Source organism: Lachnoanaerobaculum sp., from assembly GCF_057250505.1.
This window is the reverse complement of the sequence record NZ_DBHIEQ010000009.1, coordinates 48,122-68,616: the sequence shown is the minus strand read 5'-3', so window position 1 is coordinate 68,616 and position 20,495 is coordinate 48,122. Positions and strand designations below refer to the sequence as shown.

20 protein-coding genes are annotated in these 20,495 nt (G+C 39.9%); 5 read left to right on the top strand and 15 right to left on the bottom strand.

Translation table 11 applies throughout. From position 1 onward, the window contains the following. Nucleotides 1-213: 213 nt before the first annotated feature. Nucleotides 214-2,850: a pyruvate, phosphate dikinase gene (gene ppdK, locus ACO6FI_RS05660; RefSeq protein WP_485456500.1), complete on the bottom strand. Its 2,637-nt coding sequence runs from the start codon at nt 2,848-2,850 to the stop codon at nt 214-216. A 218-nt stretch (nt 2,851-3,068) separates the two neighbouring features. Here ppdK and ACO6FI_RS05655 point away from each other — a divergent pair, with 218 nt between their 5' ends. From ACO6FI_RS05655 to ACO6FI_RS05640, 4 genes are read left to right on the top strand one after another with little or no spacing between them, the layout of a single operon-like run. After that, nucleotides 3,069-4,280: an FprA family A-type flavoprotein gene (locus tag ACO6FI_RS05655; RefSeq protein ID WP_485456499.1), complete on the top strand. Its 1,212-nt coding sequence runs from the start codon at nt 3,069-3,071 to the stop codon at nt 4,278-4,280. 53 nt (nt 4,281-4,333) lie between these two features. Beyond that, on the top strand, nt 4,334-5,026 hold the full coding sequence (locus tag ACO6FI_RS05650; protein ID WP_485456498.1) for an AzlC family ABC transporter permease: 693 nt from the start codon (nt 4,334-4,336) through the stop codon (nt 5,024-5,026). Continuing rightward, complete coding sequence (locus tag ACO6FI_RS05645; RefSeq protein WP_485456497.1) at nt 5,023-5,352, top strand: branched-chain amino acid transporter permease; 330 nt, start codon at nt 5,023-5,025, stop codon at nt 5,350-5,352. Before ACO6FI_RS05650 ends, ACO6FI_RS05645 begins: the two co-directional genes overlap by 4 nt. An 8-nt stretch (nt 5,353-5,360) precedes the next feature. After that, on the top strand, nt 5,361-6,635 hold the full coding sequence (locus ACO6FI_RS05640; protein WP_485456496.1) for a glutamate-5-semialdehyde dehydrogenase: 1,275 nt from the start codon (nt 5,361-5,363) through the stop codon (nt 6,633-6,635). A 23-nt stretch (nt 6,636-6,658) separates the two neighbouring features. On the opposite strand, the gene ACO6FI_RS05635 is transcribed toward ACO6FI_RS05640, so the two are convergent. From ACO6FI_RS05635 to glgB, 9 genes are all read right to left on the bottom strand, one after another. Then, complete coding sequence (locus ACO6FI_RS05635) at nt 6,659-7,852, bottom strand: N-acetylmuramoyl-L-alanine amidase family protein (protein WP_485456495.1); 1,194 nt, start codon at nt 7,850-7,852, stop codon at nt 6,659-6,661. 159 nt (nt 7,853-8,011) lie between these two features. Next, the gene (locus ACO6FI_RS05630) at nt 8,012-8,578 is read right to left on the bottom strand and encodes a DUF1836 domain-containing protein (protein WP_485456494.1); all 567 of its coding nucleotides are present in this window, start codon (nt 8,576-8,578) and stop codon (nt 8,012-8,014) included. A 46-nt stretch (nt 8,579-8,624) separates the two neighbouring features. After that, nucleotides 8,625-8,876 carry a hypothetical protein gene (locus ACO6FI_RS05625; protein WP_485456493.1) on the bottom strand — a complete coding sequence of 84 codons (252 nt, stop codon included), beginning with the start codon at nt 8,874-8,876 and terminating at the stop codon, nt 8,625-8,627. Between the two features lie 34 nt (nt 8,877-8,910). After that, a complete protein-coding gene (locus ACO6FI_RS05620; RefSeq protein WP_485456492.1) occupies nt 8,911-10,122 on the bottom strand; it encodes a cofactor-independent phosphoglycerate mutase in 1,212 nt (403 codons plus the stop codon). A gap of 15 nt (nt 10,123-10,137) precedes the next feature. Further along, on the bottom strand, nt 10,138-10,893 hold the full coding sequence (locus tag ACO6FI_RS05615; RefSeq protein WP_485456491.1) for an amino acid ABC transporter ATP-binding protein: 756 nt from the start codon (nt 10,891-10,893) through the stop codon (nt 10,138-10,140). A 6-nt stretch (nt 10,894-10,899) separates the two neighbouring features. After that, nucleotides 10,900-11,550, bottom strand: coding sequence for an amino acid ABC transporter permease (locus tag ACO6FI_RS05610; protein WP_485456490.1), 651 nt, complete (start codon nt 11,548-11,550; stop codon nt 10,900-10,902). Between the two features lie 66 nt (nt 11,551-11,616). Then, nucleotides 11,617-12,456 (bottom strand): amino acid ABC transporter substrate-binding protein, encoded by an 840-nt coding sequence (locus ACO6FI_RS05605; RefSeq protein ID WP_485456489.1) that lies wholly within the window; start codon nt 12,454-12,456, stop codon nt 11,617-11,619. Between the two features lie 100 nt (nt 12,457-12,556). Continuing rightward, a complete protein-coding gene (locus ACO6FI_RS05600) occupies nt 12,557-13,537 on the bottom strand; it encodes a mechanosensitive ion channel family protein (protein ID WP_485456488.1) in 981 nt (326 codons plus the stop codon). Then, entirely contained in the window at nt 13,537-15,780 is a 2,244-nt protein-coding gene (gene glgB, locus ACO6FI_RS05595) for a 1,4-alpha-glucan branching protein GlgB (RefSeq protein WP_485456487.1), read from the bottom strand. The genes ACO6FI_RS05600 and glgB overlap by 1 nt, the downstream gene beginning before the upstream one ends. Before the next feature lie 294 nt (nt 15,781-16,074). Here glgB and lepB point away from each other — a divergent pair, with 294 nt between their 5' ends. Then, nucleotides 16,075-16,614 carry a signal peptidase I gene (lepB, locus tag ACO6FI_RS05590; protein WP_485456486.1) on the top strand — a complete coding sequence of 180 codons (540 nt, stop codon included), beginning with the start codon at nt 16,075-16,077 and terminating at the stop codon, nt 16,612-16,614. 42 nt (nt 16,615-16,656) lie between these two features. Here the strand turns inward: lepB and ACO6FI_RS05585 are convergent, their stop codons facing one another. The 5 genes from ACO6FI_RS05585 to ACO6FI_RS05565 form a co-directional block, all read right to left on the bottom strand. Next, complete coding sequence (locus ACO6FI_RS05585) at nt 16,657-18,021, bottom strand: DUF711 family protein (protein ID WP_485456485.1); 1,365 nt, start codon at nt 18,019-18,021, stop codon at nt 16,657-16,659. A gap of 9 nt (nt 18,022-18,030) precedes the next feature. Further along, nucleotides 18,031-18,303, bottom strand: coding sequence for an ACT domain-containing protein (locus ACO6FI_RS05580; RefSeq protein WP_242867617.1), 273 nt, complete (start codon nt 18,301-18,303; stop codon nt 18,031-18,033). Nucleotides 18,304-18,327: 24 nt separating this feature from the next. Beyond that, nucleotides 18,328-19,122, bottom strand: a complete 795-nt coding sequence (locus tag ACO6FI_RS05575) for an MBL fold metallo-hydrolase (RefSeq protein ID WP_485456484.1) — start codon at nt 19,120-19,122, stop codon at nt 18,328-18,330. Nucleotides 19,123-19,126: 4 nt separating this feature from the next. After that, on the bottom strand, nt 19,127-19,684 hold the full coding sequence (gene coaE, locus ACO6FI_RS05570; RefSeq protein WP_485456483.1) for a dephospho-CoA kinase: 558 nt from the start codon (nt 19,682-19,684) through the stop codon (nt 19,127-19,129). Then, on the bottom strand, nt 19,684-20,495 hold an 812-nt coding region (locus ACO6FI_RS05565; RefSeq protein ID WP_485456482.1), incomplete at its 5' end, for a DNA polymerase. The genes coaE and ACO6FI_RS05565, both read right to left, overlap by 1 nt.

Sequence of the window (20,495 nt, the reverse complement as noted above, 5' to 3'; positions counted from 1 at the left end):
AATGTTTAGCAATAAAAATATATTGTTATTCGATAAAAAAATATTGAGATTCATTTAAGAATTGTTTTTTAAGATGAGTTGTAAGGTGATATTATTTATTAAAACATTTTGTAAAATAAAAAGTGAGCTGAAAATCAACCCACCCCAAAACTTGACAAAGAACCAAAAAAGAGCAGACGCTCTCGCGTCTGCTCCAAACTGTATTTCTATATATTATTTGTTATTCATCTCAGCGATAGCTGCCTGTGCTGCTGCAAGTCTTGCAATCGGCACTCTAAACGGTGAACATGACACATAGTCAAGACCGATTCTGTGGCAGAACTCAACTGATGAAGGATCTCCACCGTGCTCGCCGCAGATACCTACGTGAAGCTCAGGTCTTGTCTTCTTACCAAGCTCGATAGCCATCTTCATAAGCTTGCCTACACCTACCTGGTCAAGCTTAGCAAACGGATCGTTCTCGAAGATCTTCTTGTCATAGTAAGCATTGAGGAACTTACCTGCATCATCTCTTGAGAAACCGAATGTCATCTGTGTAAGGTCGTTTGTACCGAAGCAGAAGAACTCAGCTTCCTTAGCGATGTCGTCAGCTGTAAGACATGCTCTAGGGATCTCGATCATTGTACCTACTTCGTACTTGATGTCTGAGCCTGCTCTTGCAATCTCCTCGTCAGCTGTCTTTACAACGATATCCTTAACGAACTTAAGCTCCTTAGAGTCTGATGAAAGCGGAATCATGATCTCAGGCTTAAGGTTCCAATCAGGATGAGCCTTAGCTACGTTGATAGCGGCTCTGATAACTGCCTTTGTCTGCATAACTGCAATCTCAGGATATGTAACTGCAAGACGAAGACCTCTGTGTCCCATCATAGGGTTGAACTCATGAAGTGAAGCGATGATAGCCTTAATCTGTGCTACGCTCTTGCCCTGAGTATGTGCAAGCTTCTCAATCTCAGCTTCCTCTGTAGGAACGAACTCATGTAAAGGCGGATCAAGGAATCTGATAGTAACAGGGTTACCCTCAAGAGCCTCATAAAGCTTCTCGAAATCTCCCTGCTGTACAGGTAAGATCTTCTCAAGAGCTTTCTCTCTCTCTTCTACAGTATCTGAACAGATCATCTCTCTAAATGCGTCTATTCTGTCGCCCTCAAAGAACATATGCTCTGTACGGCAAAGACCGATACCCTCAGCACCAAGCTCTCTTGCCTTCTTTGCATCATGTGGTGTATCCGCATTTGTACGAACTTTAAGTCTTCTGTACTTGTCTGCCCAGCTCATTATTCTTCCGAACTCACCTGCTATCTGAGCTTCTCTTGTAGCTATAGCGCCGTCATAGATATTACCTGTTGTACCGTCAAATGAGATAACGTCTCCCTCGTGGAATGTCTTTCCGCCAAGCTCGAACTTCTTGTTCTCTTCATCCATAACAATCTCTGACACACCTGATACACAGCAAGTACCCATACCACGAGCAACAACGGCTGCGTGTGATGTCATACCGCCACGAACTGTAAGGATACCCTGTGAAGCCTTCATACCTTCGATATCCTCAGGTGATGTCTCAAGTCTTACAAGAACAACCTTCTTTCCTGCATCTGCCCATTCCTTAGCCTCTTCAGCTGTGAATACGATCTGTCCGCTTGCCGCACCCGGTGAAGCTGCAAGACCCTTACCGATAGGTGTAGCCTTCTTAAGTGCCTCAGGATCGAATGTAGGGTGAAGAAGTGTGTCAAGGTTTCTAGGCTCTATCATAGAAACAGCCTTGGCCTCGTCAATCATGCCCTCATCTACAAGGTCACATGCGATCTTAAGTGCTGCAAATGCTGTTCTCTTACCGTTTCTTGTCTGCAACATATAAAGCTTTCTGTCCTCGATAGTAAACTCCATATCCTGCATATCTCTGTAGTGATCTTCAAGTGTATGACAAATCTTTACGAACTGATCATAAACTTCAGGCATTACCTGCTTTAACTGGTCGATGTGCTGTGGTGTACGAACACCTGCAACAACGTCCTCGCCCTGTGCGTTCATAAGGAACTCACCCATAAGCTTCTTCTCACCTGTAGCAGGATCTCTTGTAAATGCAACACCTGTACCTGATGTGTCACCCATGTTACCGAATGCCATCATCTGTACGTTAACTGCTGTACCCCATGAATAAGGGATATCATTATCACGACGATATACATTTGCACGAGGGTTATCCCATGAACGGAAAACGGCCTTGATAGCTTCAACAAGCTGTACCTTAGGGTCTGAAGGGAACTCCTCTCCGATCTTTGCCTTGTACTCTGCCTTAAACTGATTTGCAAGTTCCTTTAAGTCTTCAGCTGTAAGCTCTACGTCCTGCTTAACACCCTTTTCCTTCTTCATCTCGTCGATAAGAGCTTCAAAATACTTCTTACCTACTTCCATAACTACGTCCGAGAACATCTGGATAAATCTTCTGTAGCAGTCATATGCCCATCTAGGGTTGCCTGACTTCTCAGCCAAAACCTCTACAACCTCTTCATTAAGACCAAGGTTAAGAATAGTATCCATCATACCGGGCATAGATGCTCTTGCACCTGAACGAACTGAAACTAAAAGCGGATTTTCCTTATCACCGAATTTCTTTCCTGTGATCTCTTCCATCTTGTTGATGTGATCCATGATCTGGCCCATGATTTCATCGTTAATCTTCTCGCCGTCCTCATAGTACTGTGTACAAGCCTCTGTTGTAATTGTAAATCCCTGTGGTACAGGCAAACCGAGATTTGTCATCTCTGCAAGGTTTGCTCCCTTACCGCCTAAAAGATTTCTCATTGTTGCGTTACCTTCTGTAAAAAGGTATACCCACTTATTTGCCATGTGAAAACCTCCGTATGTATTTTCCTGTATTTTCCGTTCACCATTATACCATATTCATATAATATAGCAAAGCATAAAAACAAAAATCATTCCTATAAAAATAAAATTTTATAAAATTGTATACGATAAATATCTTGCAAATAAAAACTTTTGCTTTATACTATAGTAGGTTAATTAAATGGAAAGATATTTATATCTATGTTGTATATGGAGGAATTATGCATCAGGAACAATGTATTAAGGATAATTTATATTATGTAGGAGCCAGTGACAGAAGACAGAGACTTTTTGAGAATGCCTATCCTATTCCTTATGGAATGGCTTACAACTCATATCTTATACTGGATGAGAAGACCATACTCTTTGATTCCGTAGACAGATCGGTTGAGGGCTTATTCTTTGAAAATCTGGAAGCAACACTTGGTGACAGACACCTTGACTACCTGGTAATAACACATATGGAACCTGACCACGCCGCAACACTTGGCGACCTTTTGAATATGCATCCCGATATGATGATAGTAGGTAATGCAAAAATCAAGGCTATGATAGGTCAGTTCTTCGACTTTTCACTTGATCACAGATTCCACGAAGTAAAAGAAGGTGACAGTTTAAGCACAGGTGAGCATAGTTTCAAGTTCTTCTTTGCACCGATGGTTCACTGGCCTGAGGTAATGATGGTATATGATGAAAAGCTGAAAGTACTCTTTTCTTCAGATGCTTTTGGAAGTTTCGGTGCATTGTCAGGAAATATTTTTGCAGATGAGCTGAACTATCAGTCTGAGTGGAATTCCGAATCAAGAAGATACTACGCAAATATTGTCGGCAAATTCGGTCTACAGGTTATGAATATCTTAAAGAAACTTTCAGATCTGGATATTGAGATTATTTGTTCACTGCACGGTCCGGTATTCAGAACAAAAGAAGATATTCAGGCTTGTATAAAGAAGTACGAGACTTGGGGTTCATATACTCCTGAAGATAACGAAGTTGTAATCTACTCAGGTTCCGTATACGGACATACTGAAGATTTTGCGACCTTGCTTGCCACTCTTTTGGCACAAAGAGGTGTAAGAAATACCAAGGTATATGATATTTCTTCAATTGATGTTTCTTACCTGCTGTCAGAGGCGTTCAGGGCAAAGGTTCTTGTGTTTGCCGCTTCTTCCTATAACGGCGGTATATTCACACCTATGGAGAACTTCCTTATGGACCTTGTAGCACACAACTTCCAAAACAGAGATGTGTTCGTAGTTGAGAACGGATCTTGGGCGCTTACAGCCGGTAAGGGAATGCGTGAAATAATCGGCCAGTTAAAGAAGGTGAATATAGCGGATGAAACAATCAGTATAAAGTCACTTTTAAAAGATGCACAGTATGATGAAGTAGTCGCTATGGCTGATAAGATTGTTGAGGATTTAAAGAAATAAATCAAACAGTGCATACCCGCATATGGGTATGCATTTTTGTTTTTAGGAGTTATATGCAAAAACAAATAAAGTCGGCATTTTTTGCAGCCTTTCCGAATACTATACCTATTTTGGCAGGATTTTTATTTTTAGGTACCGCCTACGGCATATATATGAATCGCTCAGGATTTAACTTCCTGTACCCGATGTTTATGAGCTTTATAATATTTGCCGGCTCTGTAGAGTTTGCCACCGTTTCATGGTTGCTTGGCAACTTTGACCCTATAAATATATTTTTCCTCACGCTTATGATAAATGCAAGGCATCTGTTCTACGGGCTGTCCATGCTTGAAAAGTACAATATACCCGGTCTTAAAAAATACTACCTGATATACGGAATGTGTGACGAATCATTTTCTATCAACGCCACTGTCGACATACCTAAAGGTATTGACAAGGGGTGGTTTATGTTCTTTGTGACCTTATTAAACCAATTTTATTGGGTCGCCGGCGCTACATTGGGAGGCATCTTCGGAAGCTTTATACCTTTTGATACAAAAGGCATTGAATTTGTTATGACCGCACTCTTTGTCGTAATATTTTTGGAGAATTGGCTTAAAGAAAAAAATCACACCGCTTCAATTATAGGACTGAGTGTATCGTTTATTTGCCTGATTATATTCAAAGGTACCAACTTTATAATACCGTCAATGTTGATTATATTGGCGGCTCTGACACTGATGCGAGGAAGGTTTAGTGATAAATGAATACAATACAACATATAATTATAATTGCAGTCGTGGCAATAGCGACTATGATTACAAGATTTTTGCCATTTATCGCTTTTCCTGCAAATAAGGAAACTCCGAAATATATAAAGTACCTCGGAAAAGTGCTTCCGGCTGCAGTACTTGGACTTTTAGTGGTATATTCGCTTAAGGATGTGTCGGTATTTAATGACAACCACGCAATCCCCGAGGCCATATGTATTGCAGTTATAGTTTTTCTTCATTTTTGGAAAAGACAGATGATTTTATCCATATCCGCCGGTACAATACTTTATATGGTGCTGGTACAATCAGTTTTTAAATAAGGAGAGTTATGAAAGAAATTGCAAAAGAAGTAAAAGCGGACTCATTTTTGCTTATGGCAAGCAGCAATGAGATGAGAAATACCTGCTTAAAAAATATTATTGAGAATCTCAAAAAAGATAAAGAACATATATTGGATGAAAATAAGAGAGATATCGAAAACGCCCGTCTTGAAAATATCTCATCTTCCATCCTGTCAAGGCTTTTGTTTGACGAGCATAAGATGGATACCGTTATAGCGGGAATCAACGACCTTATAAAGATGGCCGACCCTATCGGAAAGATCACTCTCAAAAGAGAACTTGATGAGGGATTGGTACTTACAAGAACCACCACTCCTATTGGTGTTATAGGTGTTATATTTGAGGCAAGACCTGATGCATTGGTTCAGATTGCTTCACTTTGCATAAAGAGCGGTAATGCAGCCATACTTAAGGGCGGCAGCGAGGCTTTGCTTACAAACAGAGCTTTATTTGAAAGTATAAAAAGAGCCGTCAAAGATTCAAACCTTCCTGAGCATGCACTTGTTCAGCTTGAGGCCAGAAGTGATGTAAGCGAGCTGCTTTCCTGTTATGAATATGTGGACTTGCTTATACCGAGGGGTTCAAATTCCTTTGTAAAATATATTATGGACAACACAAGTATTCCTGTAATGGGACACGCCGACGGAATATGCCACACCTATGTGGACGAAGAGTTTGACCTTGACAAATCCGTAAAAATTTTGGTGGATGCAAAGACTCAGTATCCTTCAGCCTGCAATACTACAGAGACAATACTGGTTCACAAAAATGCTGTAGATAAGCTTTTCCCGAGCTTAAATAAAGCATTTAACGATGCGAAAATCAAGGTATTTGCACATGAGAATATCATAGATAAATTTGATAATGCAGTCCTTGCTACAGACAACTCTTTTCATACCGAGTACCTTGAAAAGACTGTCAATGTAAAGACGGTTGGTAACATTGACGAGGCGATAAATCATATCAATACCTACGGCTCACATCATACTGACGCCATACTCACAAATATAGATTCAAATGCCGACTATTTTATGAACAGAGTCGACTCCGCAAATGTATACAAAAACTGCTCAACCAGATTTGCAGACGGTTTCAGATACGGTTTCGGTGCCGAGGTCGGAATCAGTACCGGAAAACTCCATGCCAGAGGACCTGTAGGTCTTGAAGGACTTTGCACCTACAAGTATAAGCTTTACGGCAACGGCGATATTGTAGCCGACTATGCAGACGGTAAAAAAGAATTTCATTTCAAAGATTTATAAAAAACGGGGCTTTCGCCCCGTTTTTATCTTATCCAGGCACCGTTTGCGCCCAGTCTGAATGAATCAATTGTAGTGTTTGTAGCCATAAATCCCGAACCCGGATAGAAATAATACCAGTTTCCGCCAATCTGTGTCCACTTCTCACACATAGCACCGTTACTGTCCAAGTAATAGTACTTGCCGTCACTGCTGTGAAGCCATGTGTTGCTTAACATCTTACCTCTCGGCACCTCCGCGTTTAAGTAATACCACTTGCCGTTTGACTGCTGCCATCCCATCGTCATCTGACCTGATGAGTTCAAATAGTAGTACTCACCGTCTCTCTTTTGCCAACCTGTAAGCATTCTGCCCGAGTCGTCAAAAAGATACCACTTATCTCCTATATATTCCCATCCGTTTGTCTTAAGGCTTCCGTCAGGGAATCTGAAATACCATGTATCTCCCGACTTGTTCCAGCCTACACTGTTTCCGACCTGATTTGAAGAGCTGTTATTGCCCTTTGATACATTGCTCTCGTCCAGATAAAACTCATCTGAAGTCACCCAGTCCGAACTTCTGCCGTAGTCGTCACCATGACTTACGGTTCTGATTTTGAACTTATATGTACCTTTTTGTGTCATATCGTTTCTAAAGCTGTAGCTGTTACCCTTGAAATTTTCCACCTTTGTAACCTGTGTGCTTCCGCGAAGCAGTATCAACTCGTAATATCCTGAAGTTCCCGAAGGCTCATCCCATTTGGCAATACCTATGCCGCTGTCCTTCCACTCCACATCCTCTGGCTGCTCATATGTGCCCTTTATAGGATTTAACTTAACAGCCACAACCAAGTCACCGTCTTTTTTTGAAGATGAAAGATACTTACCTCCGGTAACGCTTATATTGGATGATGAATAAGTCCCCTTAAAGGAATAATCGCTTGCAGGCTCAAGTGTAATCTTAAGCTTTATCTCATCTCCTATATTAAGCCGCTTCTTTCCGCTTGTAATCTCCGCATCCACCACATTGAACCTGTCCGATGCGGTATATACATTAATATCTCCGCCTGAATTGCCTCCGTAGTTGATACTGAGTGTGTCTGTATTGTCTCCTATATCCAAATCCGTATTTACTTTTATTCCAACTGAACTGATGGTCTTATTCGCCGCATATACAGGCATAGCCGCAAATGAGCATACTAAGACCGTCCCGAAAATCGCCAATTTCTTAGCTAACCTCATACATTCCTCCTTATATTTTCACAGTCAAGCTGTCTTTGTACTCTAAGTATATTTAATTTAAGGTCTCATGTATAGTTAAAATTTTCTTACTAATTCATATCTTTTATATGTTATTTTTATATAAGTATATATAGAAATAAAGATATTTTGACGCTTGCATTATAATTTATTTAAAATATACTCAATAAGATGTTGTTTAAAATATACTTCTAATACAATATCCGATAAAAATGTGAATAACTCAACACTTTCACTGTTAAAGTCTTTTGACTTTTTCTTCGCAGACTCAAGTCTATCCCTTAAATCGGATATAATCGCATCTTTTTTATCGGACTCCATACTTACCAAAATATCATACAGCTTTGAAAGTGAGCCGTCCTCTTTTTCAAAACTGTCATATATACTTAGGTCGCACAGACTCTTTATATCGGCAAATGAAAGCACATTTTTATAAAAATATATAAGGATAAGCAGCATCACATGGTCCTTTGTATACTTCTTCTTATCTGAAGGCGGCAAAAGCTTGTTCTTGGTATAGTTGTTGATCATAGTCTTTGTAAGAAGCTTATCATCCTCCTCTTTTTTAAAACTTCTCAACTTCTCATCTATGAAACTTGTCATCTGATCCATATAAAGCGATATGTCGGGAATATCCTCAGACTTTACAATATCAAGCTTTTCAAAATGCTTTATCATATCATTTATAATTTCAATATTGGTTTCCATAACATTAGTATATAGTAATAAAAACTATATATCAAGTATATAAATATCAGCATCCTTCTTTTAACAACAATATACTCTTTATCATTGCTATAAATGATACAATGAAACATACAATGCTTAATACAAATAATATCGGTTCATTTATAGCAGGAATATCCGTCATATAATTCATATTGCTCATTACTACAAATGTCAATGACCGGCTGATAAAGTTGGTACTTAACAATATTATACCGCTTAAGAAAAAAACACCAAATATTCCAAATCCGAACGCTACATTAAGTTTATTTCTTTCCATACCTGCCCTCCGTTATTAACAGTTAATATTTTATCTATAGATTCTGTATATCATTATTTATAAATTTTGTCAATAAAGTGTATCCGTCTTCTATAAATATGCCGCTCCTTGCAGCGTTCTTTTCGCTATATACCTCTAAACTTCCCTTCTCATCATTTGATCTGTAGATTTTAAAAGGAATAGGATCTGATGAGTGAGTCTTGGTCTCAATAGGAGTAGGGTGATCCGGCATTATAAGCATTGCAAAATCCTCACCGGCATCCCTTAGTGCCTTACAAAGCGGTCCCACTATATTCTTATCAATTCTTTCAACCGCTAAAATCTTACCCTCTATATCACCGTGATGTCCACATTCATCCGGTCCTTCAAGGTGAATATACACAAAGTCGTTGCCGTCTTTTAACAATGTCTTTTTAGCGGCCTCAAGCTTTCCCTCATAGTTGGTATCAAGAGTACCTGTTGCACCCTCCACATCAATGCTTTCCATACCTGCACTGATTCCTATGCCCTTTATAAGGTCAACGGCGGAGATTACAGCACCCTTAAGTCCTGTCTTTTCTTTAAAATTCTCTATTCGAGGCTTCTTGCCTTCACCCCAAAGCCATATGGAGTTTGCAGGGTTCTTACCTTCTTTTATTCTTTTTATATTTACAGGATGATTTTTTAATATATCATAGCTTTTTTCCATAAGATTAAAAATCTTATCATTATTCGGCAGATACTCTCCTATAACTCTGTCTGAAATATCATGTGGCGGTGTCAGATTAAGCCCTGTCTGACCTTTATCCCAAATGAGACAATGTCTGTATGAGATTCCCGGATAAAATTTAAACTCGCTGTCTCCAAGCGCTTCTTCCACAGACTTTATAAGCTCCTTTGCCTCATCTGTTGATATTTCCCCTGCCGAGTAGTCAAGCATCTTTCTTTTTGTTATATCATCTTCATCCGAGAGTGTAACAAGGTTACATCTGATTGCCACATCACTATCTTTCATCTTTATTCCGATACTTACGGCCTCAAGCGGAGAACGCCCCGTATAGCACTCCAAAGGGTTATAACCCATTACGGCAAGGTTGGCCACATCGCTACCGGGCTTTAATGTATCCGGAACTGTTTTTACCATACCCATTATGCCCTTTAGGCCGTCAATATTCGGCTTTTTTGCCACATCAAGTATTGTCTTATTGCCAAGCTCCTTTATATCTCTGTCGGCCATTCCGTCGCCAAGTACCACTATATATTTCATTTCTTCACCTTCCGTCTATTTGTTTAATGCCCCTATAAAGTTCTTTGTCTTTTCATTGTCCGATGCAAATACCACATCCGGAGTTCCGGATTCCACTATAACACCTCCCGACATGAAAATAACCTTATCTGAAATCTCTTTTGCAAAAGCCATCTCATGAGTGACTATGACCATTGCAATATTCAGATCCGATAAAGGCTTTATAACCTTTAAAACCTCTCCTGTCAACTCCGGATCAAGCGCCGAGGTCGGTTCGTCAAAAAACAAAATCTTCGGATTGAGTGCCAATGCTCTGGCTATCGCCACTCTCTGTGACTGTCCGCCTGAAAGCTGATACGGGTAAGCATCGGCTCTGTCTGAAAGTCCCATTTTCTTAAGTAGTTCAAAAGCCTCTTTTTTCACGCTTGCTTTATCTCTTCTTTGTACTCTTATCGGTGCATCACAGATATTTTGCAGTACATTCATATGTGGGAAAAGATTGAAGTTTTGAAATACAAGCCCGAAACACTCTGAAATCTTTTTCAAAGTTGCAGGACTCTCATAAACCGATTTTCCGGCCACACTTTTACAAACCGAATTTCCGTTGTAGCTAAGTTCACCGTCATCCATATTTTCAAGCAGTGTGGCACAGCGTAACAGTGTAGACTTACCTGAACCTGAAGGACCTATAATACTTAAAATCTCACCTTCACCGACTTCCAGTGAAATATCCTTTAATATCTCCACTCCGTCAAAGGACTTTTTTACCGACTTCATACTTAATAATGACATAATCACCTACTTATAATATTCCAATTTCTTCTCAATAAACTCCATTACAAATGCAACGATACCGTTAAATATATAATAAAACAGTGCCGCACATACAAAAGGATACATACTTGTAGTACTGCTTGCCAGCGCCTTTGCCATAGTGAACATCTCCGCCACACTTATTGTAAATGCAAGTGAAGTATCCTTTACCAAGGTTATTACCTCATTGGTTACAGAAGGCAATATTCTCTTTATCACCTGCGGCAATATGATAACAAAGAAGGTTTGAGATTTACTATATCCCAATATTTTTGCAGCTTCATACTGTCCGGCAGGCATTGACTGGATTCCGCTTCTGTATATCTCCGCAAAGTATGCGGCATAGTTTATTACAAAACCTATTATGGTAGCCACCATACGATAGCTTCCCGAAATTGATACTCCGAAGATATAATAAGGTCCGAAATACACCACCATAAGCTGTAACATAAGCGGCGTACCGCGCATTATAGATATATAAATCTTACACAGATAAGATACCGTTTTTATTTTGCTCATTCTTCCGAATGCAACCAAAAGTCCAAGCGGAAGCGAAAATATCAATGTGACCAGGAATATCTGTATACTTACAAGCATACCCGGTGCAAGCTTTGCTGCAATATTAAGAACATTCATAAATTCTCCTATAAGATATATTGTGCATAAAAAACGCCGGCAGATGAACTGTCAGCGTCTCTTACATTACTCTAAAGTAGTAACATCCTTACCAAACCACTTCTCTGAAATAGTCTTCAAGCTTCCATCGGCTTTCATCTCATCAAGCTTTGCCTGAACTTCATCTCTCAAAGCCTCATTACCGAGCTTAAATCCTACACCGTACTCTTCACTTGCAAGCGGTGTATCAAGCACTGTAAAGCTGTTTCCGCCTCTTTTTGTAATCTGATAGTTTGCTACCACACTGTCCATTGCTATAGCATCAACGCCGCCCATATCAAGGTCCATAAATCCGGTGTTGTAATCAGCTACAGTCTGAAGGTTTCCGAATGTCTTTACCATATCAGGGTCTTCTTTTAATGCGGCCTCTGCTGAAGAATCTGTCTGTACTTCAACCTTCTTACCTGCAAGATCCTCTATTGAATCTATACCCGAATCGGATTTTACTACAAATACCTGATCGTTTTTCATATAAGGTTTTGACCATGTATACTTATCTTCTCTTCCCTGTATACTGAAGCCGTTCCAAATACAGTCTATAGTGCCTGATGAAAGCTCCATATCCTTTGCATCCCAAGCTATAGGCTGATACTTTATCTCCTTGCCCATTCTCTTTGCAACCTCGGCAGCCACTTCAAGGTCAAATCCTGTAAACTGTCCGTCATCTCCTACAAATCCCATCGGAGGAAAGTCCTGATCAAATCCTACAGTAAAAGTATTCTTACTGTCCGTTTTCACTGCTTCGCTGCTCTCGCTTGCAGTTTTACTTGTTTCTGCAGATGCAGATGTGCTCTCGGTTGTCTTTGCGGTAGAACAACCTGCCAACATAAGTGCCGCCAATACTCCAAACAAATAAATTTTCTTCATAATACACCTCATTACTTTCTTTGCTTTGTTGCTTTGTCTTAACACTTTCTTATGGTAGCACACTAAAGTATATCTGTCAACACTTTATTTCTCTACTACACTAAAGTAATTCTACTTTGTTCTGATTTGTAGATCCCTTTGATTCATTTATATGTACTTCGAGCTGGTCATAAGGTATCTCGATACCGTTTTTATCAAACTTTATCTTGATTTCTTCGACTATTGCCCACTTTGCAGTCAAATAGTCTCCTGTATTGCACCATGCCATACCGCCAAGCATAACGGCGGAAGATGCCAAATCATCCACATACGAAACTATATCCTTGTCCTTAAGTATCAATCCGTTTTCATCAAATGCTTCTTTTATAAGCTTTTTCGCTTTTCTGATATCGGTGTTATATGATACTCCCACCTTTATATCTATTCGCCTGATATCGTTTGCCGTAACATTGGTGATGACATCATTTGCCAACGCACCGTTGGGTATGGATATTCTTTTGTTATCCGGTGTCAAAAGTACCGTATATATTATACCTATGGTATCTACAATACCCTCGGCCTTCGGGGTAATGATATAATCTCCTCTGCTGAAAGGATGACTGAAAAGTATAATCATTCCGCCGGCAAAGTTACTTAGACTGCCCTGCCATGCCAAACCTATCGCAACACCTGCAGAACCGAGTATTGCCACTATGGACGCACTGCTTATACCGATTCTTTCCGCAAGTCCCAGTACAACCAAGGCATACAGTGCCACTTTCATTGTGGACAACAAAAATATCCTTACGGCTATATCAATATTTATCTTTTTTAAGAACTTATCAAGCATCTTTGATAAAAGTCTGATAACCTGACTTGCTATAAAAAATGTAATAATCACTATTACTATGTCATATACCAGTGCAAGAAAGAAAGGATAGAACTTCTTTAAGGTTTCCATCATCACACTCGGCTTAAGCTTTTGAATATCATTGGCTACAGATTCCGCCACATCACTTTCCGATATACTCGGCAAGCCGGAATCCGTCACGCTTGTCAGACAAATCCCGGCTCTACATAATTTAAAAATATTAAAAATCACTATTTATCCCACTTAAATACTACCATTGCCATTGGAGGAACCTTAATCTTAAGGGAGTTTTCTCTTCCGTCCACCTTTTTCTTAACGGACTTTTTCGCTCTCTTATTTCCTACTCCGCTTCCGCCAAACTTCTTATCATCCGAATTGAAAATCTCCGTATAAGTACCCTTATAAGGAACTCCTATTTCTCTTTCATATACTACCGGTGTGAAATTGCATACCACTACCAGAGTATCCTCTTCTTTTTCGGTCTTTCTTAAGAATACTACAATTGTCTCATCCTTTGAAGTACAGTTTATCCACTCAAATCCGTCAGGATTGTAGTCAAGCTTATACAGTGCAGGATAGTCCAGATAAAGCTTATTGAGTGCCTTTGAGTATCTTTGCATCTTTTTGTGGTTTTCATACTCAAGCAGATTCCACTCAAGTGATACATCCTCATTCCACTCGTTCATCTGTCCGAACTCCTGTCCCATAAACAAAAGCTTCTTTCCGGGATGTGTCATCATAAATCCGTATGCCACTCTCAGATTGTTAAACTTCTCCTCCTGAGTTGCACCCGGCATCTTTCCTGCAAGAGTCGCCTTACCGTGTACCACCTCGTCATGACTGAGTACCAATATAAAGTTCTCACTGTATGCATAAAGTAATGAGAATGTAAGTCCGTTGTAGTCTCCGCTTCTAAAATAAGGGTCAAGCTTCATAAACTCAAGGAAGTCGTTCATCCAACCCATGTTCCACTTGTAGTCAAATCCGAGTCCGCCGTCCTTTAAATCACCTGTAATCTTCGGCCATGCTGTAGACTCCTCGGCAATCAAAAGACTTGAAGGATGTTTTTTCTTGTATATTGAATTAAGATGCTTCAAAAACTCTATCGCATCCAAATTTTCATTGCCGCCGTATATATTCGGCAACCACTCTCCGGCATTCTTGCCGTAGTCAAGGTAGAGCATGGAAGCTACCGCATCCATTCTTATACCGTCCACATGGTACTTTTCAGCCCAGAAAAGTGCGTTTGCAATAAGGAAGTTGCTGACCTGCGGTCTTGCATAGTTGTATATCAAAGTACCCCAGTGCGGATGTGAACCTCTTCTAGGATCCGGATGTTCATATACATGGCTGCCGTCAAAGCAACCCAGTCCGTGCAGATCTCTCGGGAAATGTGCCGGAACCCAGTCAAGTATTACACCAATATTCTTCTTATGCATATAGTTCATAAAATACATAAAATCATCCGGAGTACCGTATCTGCTTGTAGGACTGTAATATCCCGTCACCTGATATCCCCAGCTTCCGTCAAGAGGGTGTTCCATAATCGGCATAAGCTCTATATGTGTATAGTTCATCTTCTTAACATAGGTGGCAAGTTTCGGTGCTATCTCACGGTAGTTATAGAATACCGAACCGTTTACTTCTTCACCGCTTTCATCATACTGCATCTCTTTTCTTATCCATGAGCCGAGGTGCAACTCATATATATTCATTGCAGGAGATTTATCAGTCTCTGTGGACTGGAATACATCTCTGTTTTTCATCCAGTCCTCATCGCTCCATTCAAATCCTGAAATATCGGCTACTATGCTTGCAGTATTCGGGCGAAGTTCGGAGTAGAAAGCATACGGATCCGCTTTCAACATCGGCTCTCCCTTCATAGTTTTTATTTCAAACTTATAAAGGTCTCCGGCTTTCAACCCCGGTATGAACAGTTCATATACTCCGAAGTCTCCAAGCTTGTTCATCTGATGCCTTCTGCCGTCCCACAGGTTAAAATCACCTACTACAGACACTCTCATAGCTTCAGGCGCCCAAACCGAGAAATTTACGCCTTCCACCCCTGACAGCGTCATATGCTTGGCACCCATTTTTTCATAAATCTCATAGTTTATTCCCGCCTCAAACTTTGACAAATCTTCCTCTGTATAAATACTGTCAAAAGAATATGGATCATAGATTGTTTGCACGGTATCGTTATCATATGTCACTATAAACTGATACTTAAACTCCTTGCTTCTACCTACAAGACATGCAAAAAATCCCGCTTCATCCGCACATTCCATAGCAACAGGATTTTTATTGCCGTCAATCAACAATTCAACACTCTTTGCATGAGGTATAAAAGTCTGAACCAAAAAACCGTTTTCCACCTTATGTGAACCAAGAATCTTTTTCGGTCTGTCACATTCAGAATAAGTGATTTCTTCTATTGCTGCCCAATCCATCAAATCATATAAATTCTTATCCATAGCCTAACCTTTCTTCCTACAATATGAGTAATAGTTCAGATAAGATACTGCCGCTTATCCTCTCCATAACATTTATATAGATTATACTATTCTTTTGCCAAAGTTAAAAGCAAATGTTATAAGCTACTCAATATAAATGTGATTATTATCATATAATGTTTTATACTTGCGTTTTTAAAAAAATGTTTATTACTATTTTCATAATTATATTATCATTTGGTTGTATTCTACTTTTAATTAGCGTAAAATAGTAGAAGTTTTAAAGACTATGTTAAAAACGGATTGGAGAAGATAATGAATAAGAATTCAGATTTTGATGTTGTAAAAGAAATCTTCAGTTGGATTTCCATAATAGTGGTGGCTGCCGTAATAGCGCTGGTTCTAAACCTCTTTATTATAGCAAACTCAAGAGTTCCTTCAGCATCTATGGAGAACACAATAATGACAGGTGACAGAGTGGTCGGCTTCAGACTTACATATCTTTTCCAGGAGCCTAAGCGCGGTGATGTTATAATATTCAAGTTCCCTGACGATGAGAGTCTTTACTATGTGAAGCGAATTATCGGTGAGCCGGGAGATGTTGTTGATATAAAAGACGGCAAGGTATACTTAAACAACTCCGAGACTCCGCTTGAAGAAGATTATATAAAAGAGCCTATGATTCCTGAGGCACCGATGCACTTTGAAGTACCTGAAGACTCATACTTCTGTATGGGAGACAACAGGAACAATTCCGCGGACTCAAGGCGTTGGGTCCACCCTTTTGTACACAAGGATAAGATAATCGCAAAGGTAATCTTCCGCTACTTCCCGGGATTTAAGATGATAAAGTAAAACAAAGGCTGTTGCACTTTTTGCAACAGCCTTTGTTTTATGTCAGTTCTTAAAACTGTGTATAGGAGCAGGTATTCTGCCTCCTCTGTTTACAAACTTCTCACAGGAAAAGCCGTTTACAGACATTATCGGAGCGTAACCTAAAAGTCCTCCGAACTCAACCACTTCTCCTTCTCCCTTTCCTATAACCGGGATTACTCTGACAGCTGTAGTCTTTTGATTTATCATACCTATAGCGGCCTCATCCGCAATGATTCCCGCGATAGTCTCTTCCGAAGTATCTCCCGGTATTGCAATCATATCAAGACCTACAGAACAAACACAGGTCATCGCCTCAAGCTTTTCTAAGGTCAAAGCACCTGCATTCACCGCGTCAATCATACCCTGATCCTCAGAAACAGGTATAAACGCACCTGAAAGTCCTCCGACATATGAAGAAGCCATTACACCGCCCTTTTTGACCTGATCGTTTAAAAGAGCAAGTGCCGCCGTAGTTCCCGGCGCTCCCACTCTCTCAAGACCTATCTCCTGTAAGATTTCCGCTACGGAATCACCTACTGAAGGAGTAGGTGCAAGTGAAAGGTCGATGATTCCGAAAGGTATTCCGAGCCTTTTTGAAGCTTCTCTTGCCACAAGCTGTCCGACTCTGGTTATCTTAAACGCGGTCTTTTTTATAGTCTCACAAAGTACCTCAAAGTCCTTGTCTCTGGCTTGCTTAAGAGCCGCTCTTACTACTCCCGTCCCGCTCACCCCTAAATTTATAACGCCCCCCGCCTCGGTCCCCCCGTGGAATGCCCCTGCCATAAACGGATTGTCATCAGGAGCATTGCAAAATACCACAAGCTTTGCACATCCGATAGAATCTCTGTCCGCTGTAATCTTTGCTGTTTCTTTTACTATCTTACCCATAAGTCTGACAGCATCCATGTTAAGGCCTGTCTTTGTAGAACCTAAGTTTACCGAGCTGCATACAAAATCAGTCTCATTAAGCGCCTGAGGTATGGACTCCATCAAAAGTCTGTCCGCCGCAGTTATACCCTTTGATACTACGGCCGAATATCCTCCGAGGAAATTTACACCTGTATCCTTTGCCGCTTTATCAAGAGTCTTTGCTATCTTAACAAAGTCGTTTACACTCTTACAGGCACTGCCGCCTATTAAAGCCATAGGGGTAACCGATATTCTTTTATTTACAATAGGCACACCGAAATCTCTTGAGATATCATCTCCCACCTTTACAAGGTTCTTTGCCACATTTGTAATTTTATTATAAATATTGTCACAAAGTTTATTAAGGTCTGTATCAATACAGTCCAGTAAGCTTATACCGATTGTAATAGTTCTGACATCCAACAGATCTTTGTCTATCATGTTGTTGGTCTCTATTACTTCAAACATATCAAACATAGTTTCCTCCTAGAGTCTGTGCATTGATTCAAAAATTTCTTCTTTTTGTGCCTTTATCTTTACCCCGATACCGTCCCCAAGAGCATCCAAATCTTCCACTGTTTTTTCAAAGTCCACACTTGCATTTTCCATATCTGTAATCATCATCATATTAAAGTAGCCGCTTACTATGGTCTGTGATATATCAAGTATATTTATCTTATTCTCAGCCAGATATGTACATACCTTCGCTATAATACCTACTGTATCCTTACCTACTACAGTTATTATTACCTTGTTCATAAACTTCTCCATTTCTAAATATCACTACACGTAGCAAACTCCCGAGAGCGCATCTCTTTTTGCCACTTCTATATCAAAATCCTTAGGATTGTAGTGTCTGTCATCTGCAAAAATTTCAAACCTTACACTTTCAAGCGCAAGCTCAGGCAGATTGTTCTTATCCGACAAATGTCCCAAGAAAATCTTTTTTATCTTATCATTTAATATCTCACATATCAACTTACCTGAATTCTCATTTGAAAGATGCCCCTTATTGCTTAGGATTCTCCTCTTAAGTTCATAAGGGTACGGACCTGTCTCAAGCATTCTGATATCGTGGTTCGCCTCTACAAGCAGTGCATCCAAGTCTGAAAGATTTTTTACAATATCCTTTGTATATCTTCCAAGGTCTGTAGCCACGGCTATCTTTTTATTACCGCATTCCACTCTGTATCCGAACGGCTCGTTTGCGTCGTGGTCAATATCAAACGCCTTTATATTGAGGTCTCCCAAAATGATATTATTTTTTGAATCTACGATATTAAAATAATCTGAAATCCTTGAGTATTTGTCTCTGTCCTTCAAATAATCAAGTGTACCCCTTGATGCAAAAACAGGTATCTCATTTTTTCTTACAAATACTTCAAGTCCCGCTATATGGTCACTGTGCTCATGTGTCAAAAATACTCCTGAGATATCCTTGCTGCAAAGCCCAAGTTCATTTAACCTTGTCTCTATTTTCTTATTTGATATACCGGCATCTACCAATATATGCGTCTTTTCACTGCCGATATATGTGGAATTTCCGTCGCTACCGCTTGCCAAGCTTACCAGTCTCAATACGTCACCTCAAAGCCTCTCTTATATTTTTCTCCAATTCAGACTTGTCTCCGTTATTTTTTATAATTTTATCGGCAATAGACTCAAAATCAGATTCTTTAGGCTGTTTTGATATTATTGTCTCTATTCTTTCTCTGCTTAAACCTCTTGATAACATCAGTCTTTTTATTCTTATCTCTATATCTGTATACAGATACCAGACAGAATCATAGAAGTTTTCATCAGGCATAAGCGCCTGCTCCACCACATTCAACCTGTTATCTAAAAGTCTTTTTTTTATTTCAGCATTTACTAACGGATGTATTATTTCATCTACTTTACGTAGTTTGTCTTTATCATAGTAAAGTATATCACCTAATTTTTTTCTATCAATATCTTTTTTATCGTCCAATATAGTATCGCCGAATAAAGACTTTAGGGCAGTGTATCCTGCCCTATCCTTTTCATACAAAAAATGTGCCACCTTATCGGCCTCAATAATGTTTGCGTTATGTTCTTCTTTAAGTATCTTTAATGCTTCACTTTTACCTGAACCGATACCTCCCAAGAGCAAAATATTCATTACTTTGCCTCCAGCCATGTCTTGCCGATATGTGCGTCCACCTCAAGCGGAACCTTAAGACTGACAGCCTCTCTCATTGACTTTTCCACAAGTTCTTTTACCTTGTCGGCCTCATCTTCTCTTACTTCCACCAAAAGCTCATCGTGGATTTGAAGTACAATATCCGCATCATATCCGCTCTTATCAAGCGCCTCATCCACCTTTATCATAGCAATCTTCATAATATCGGCAGCACTTCCCTGTATCGGCGAGTTCATCGCCACTCTGTCACCAAAGGATCTTGTCATAAAGTTTGAGCTTTTTATCTCAGGTATAGGCCTTATTCTGCCGAACATAGTCTTTACATAGCCCTTTTCCTTGGCATCAGCCACCTGCTTGTCTAAGAATTTCTTTACACCTTCATAGATTTTGAAATAATTGTTGATATAATCAAGCGCCTCTTTCCTTGAAATACTTAGGTCCTCGGAGAGTCCGAATGCCGATATGCCGTATACCACTCCGAAGTTTACAGCCTTGGCATTTCTTCTAAGTTCAGGTGTCACCTCATCAAGAGGCACATGAAATACCTTGGCAGCCGTAGCCGCATGAATATCTGTCGCCATATGATAGCTTTCTATAAGCTTTTCATCTCCCGACATTGAAGCCAGAACTCTAAGTTCTATCTGTGAGTAGTCCGCATCCACAAACACATAGCCTTCTTTAGGTACAAAGATATCTCTTATTTTGCTTCCCATCTCTGTCCTTACAGGAATATTTTGCAGGTTCGGGTCTGTAGATGAGATTCTTCCCGTGGCGGTGATTGGCTGATTGA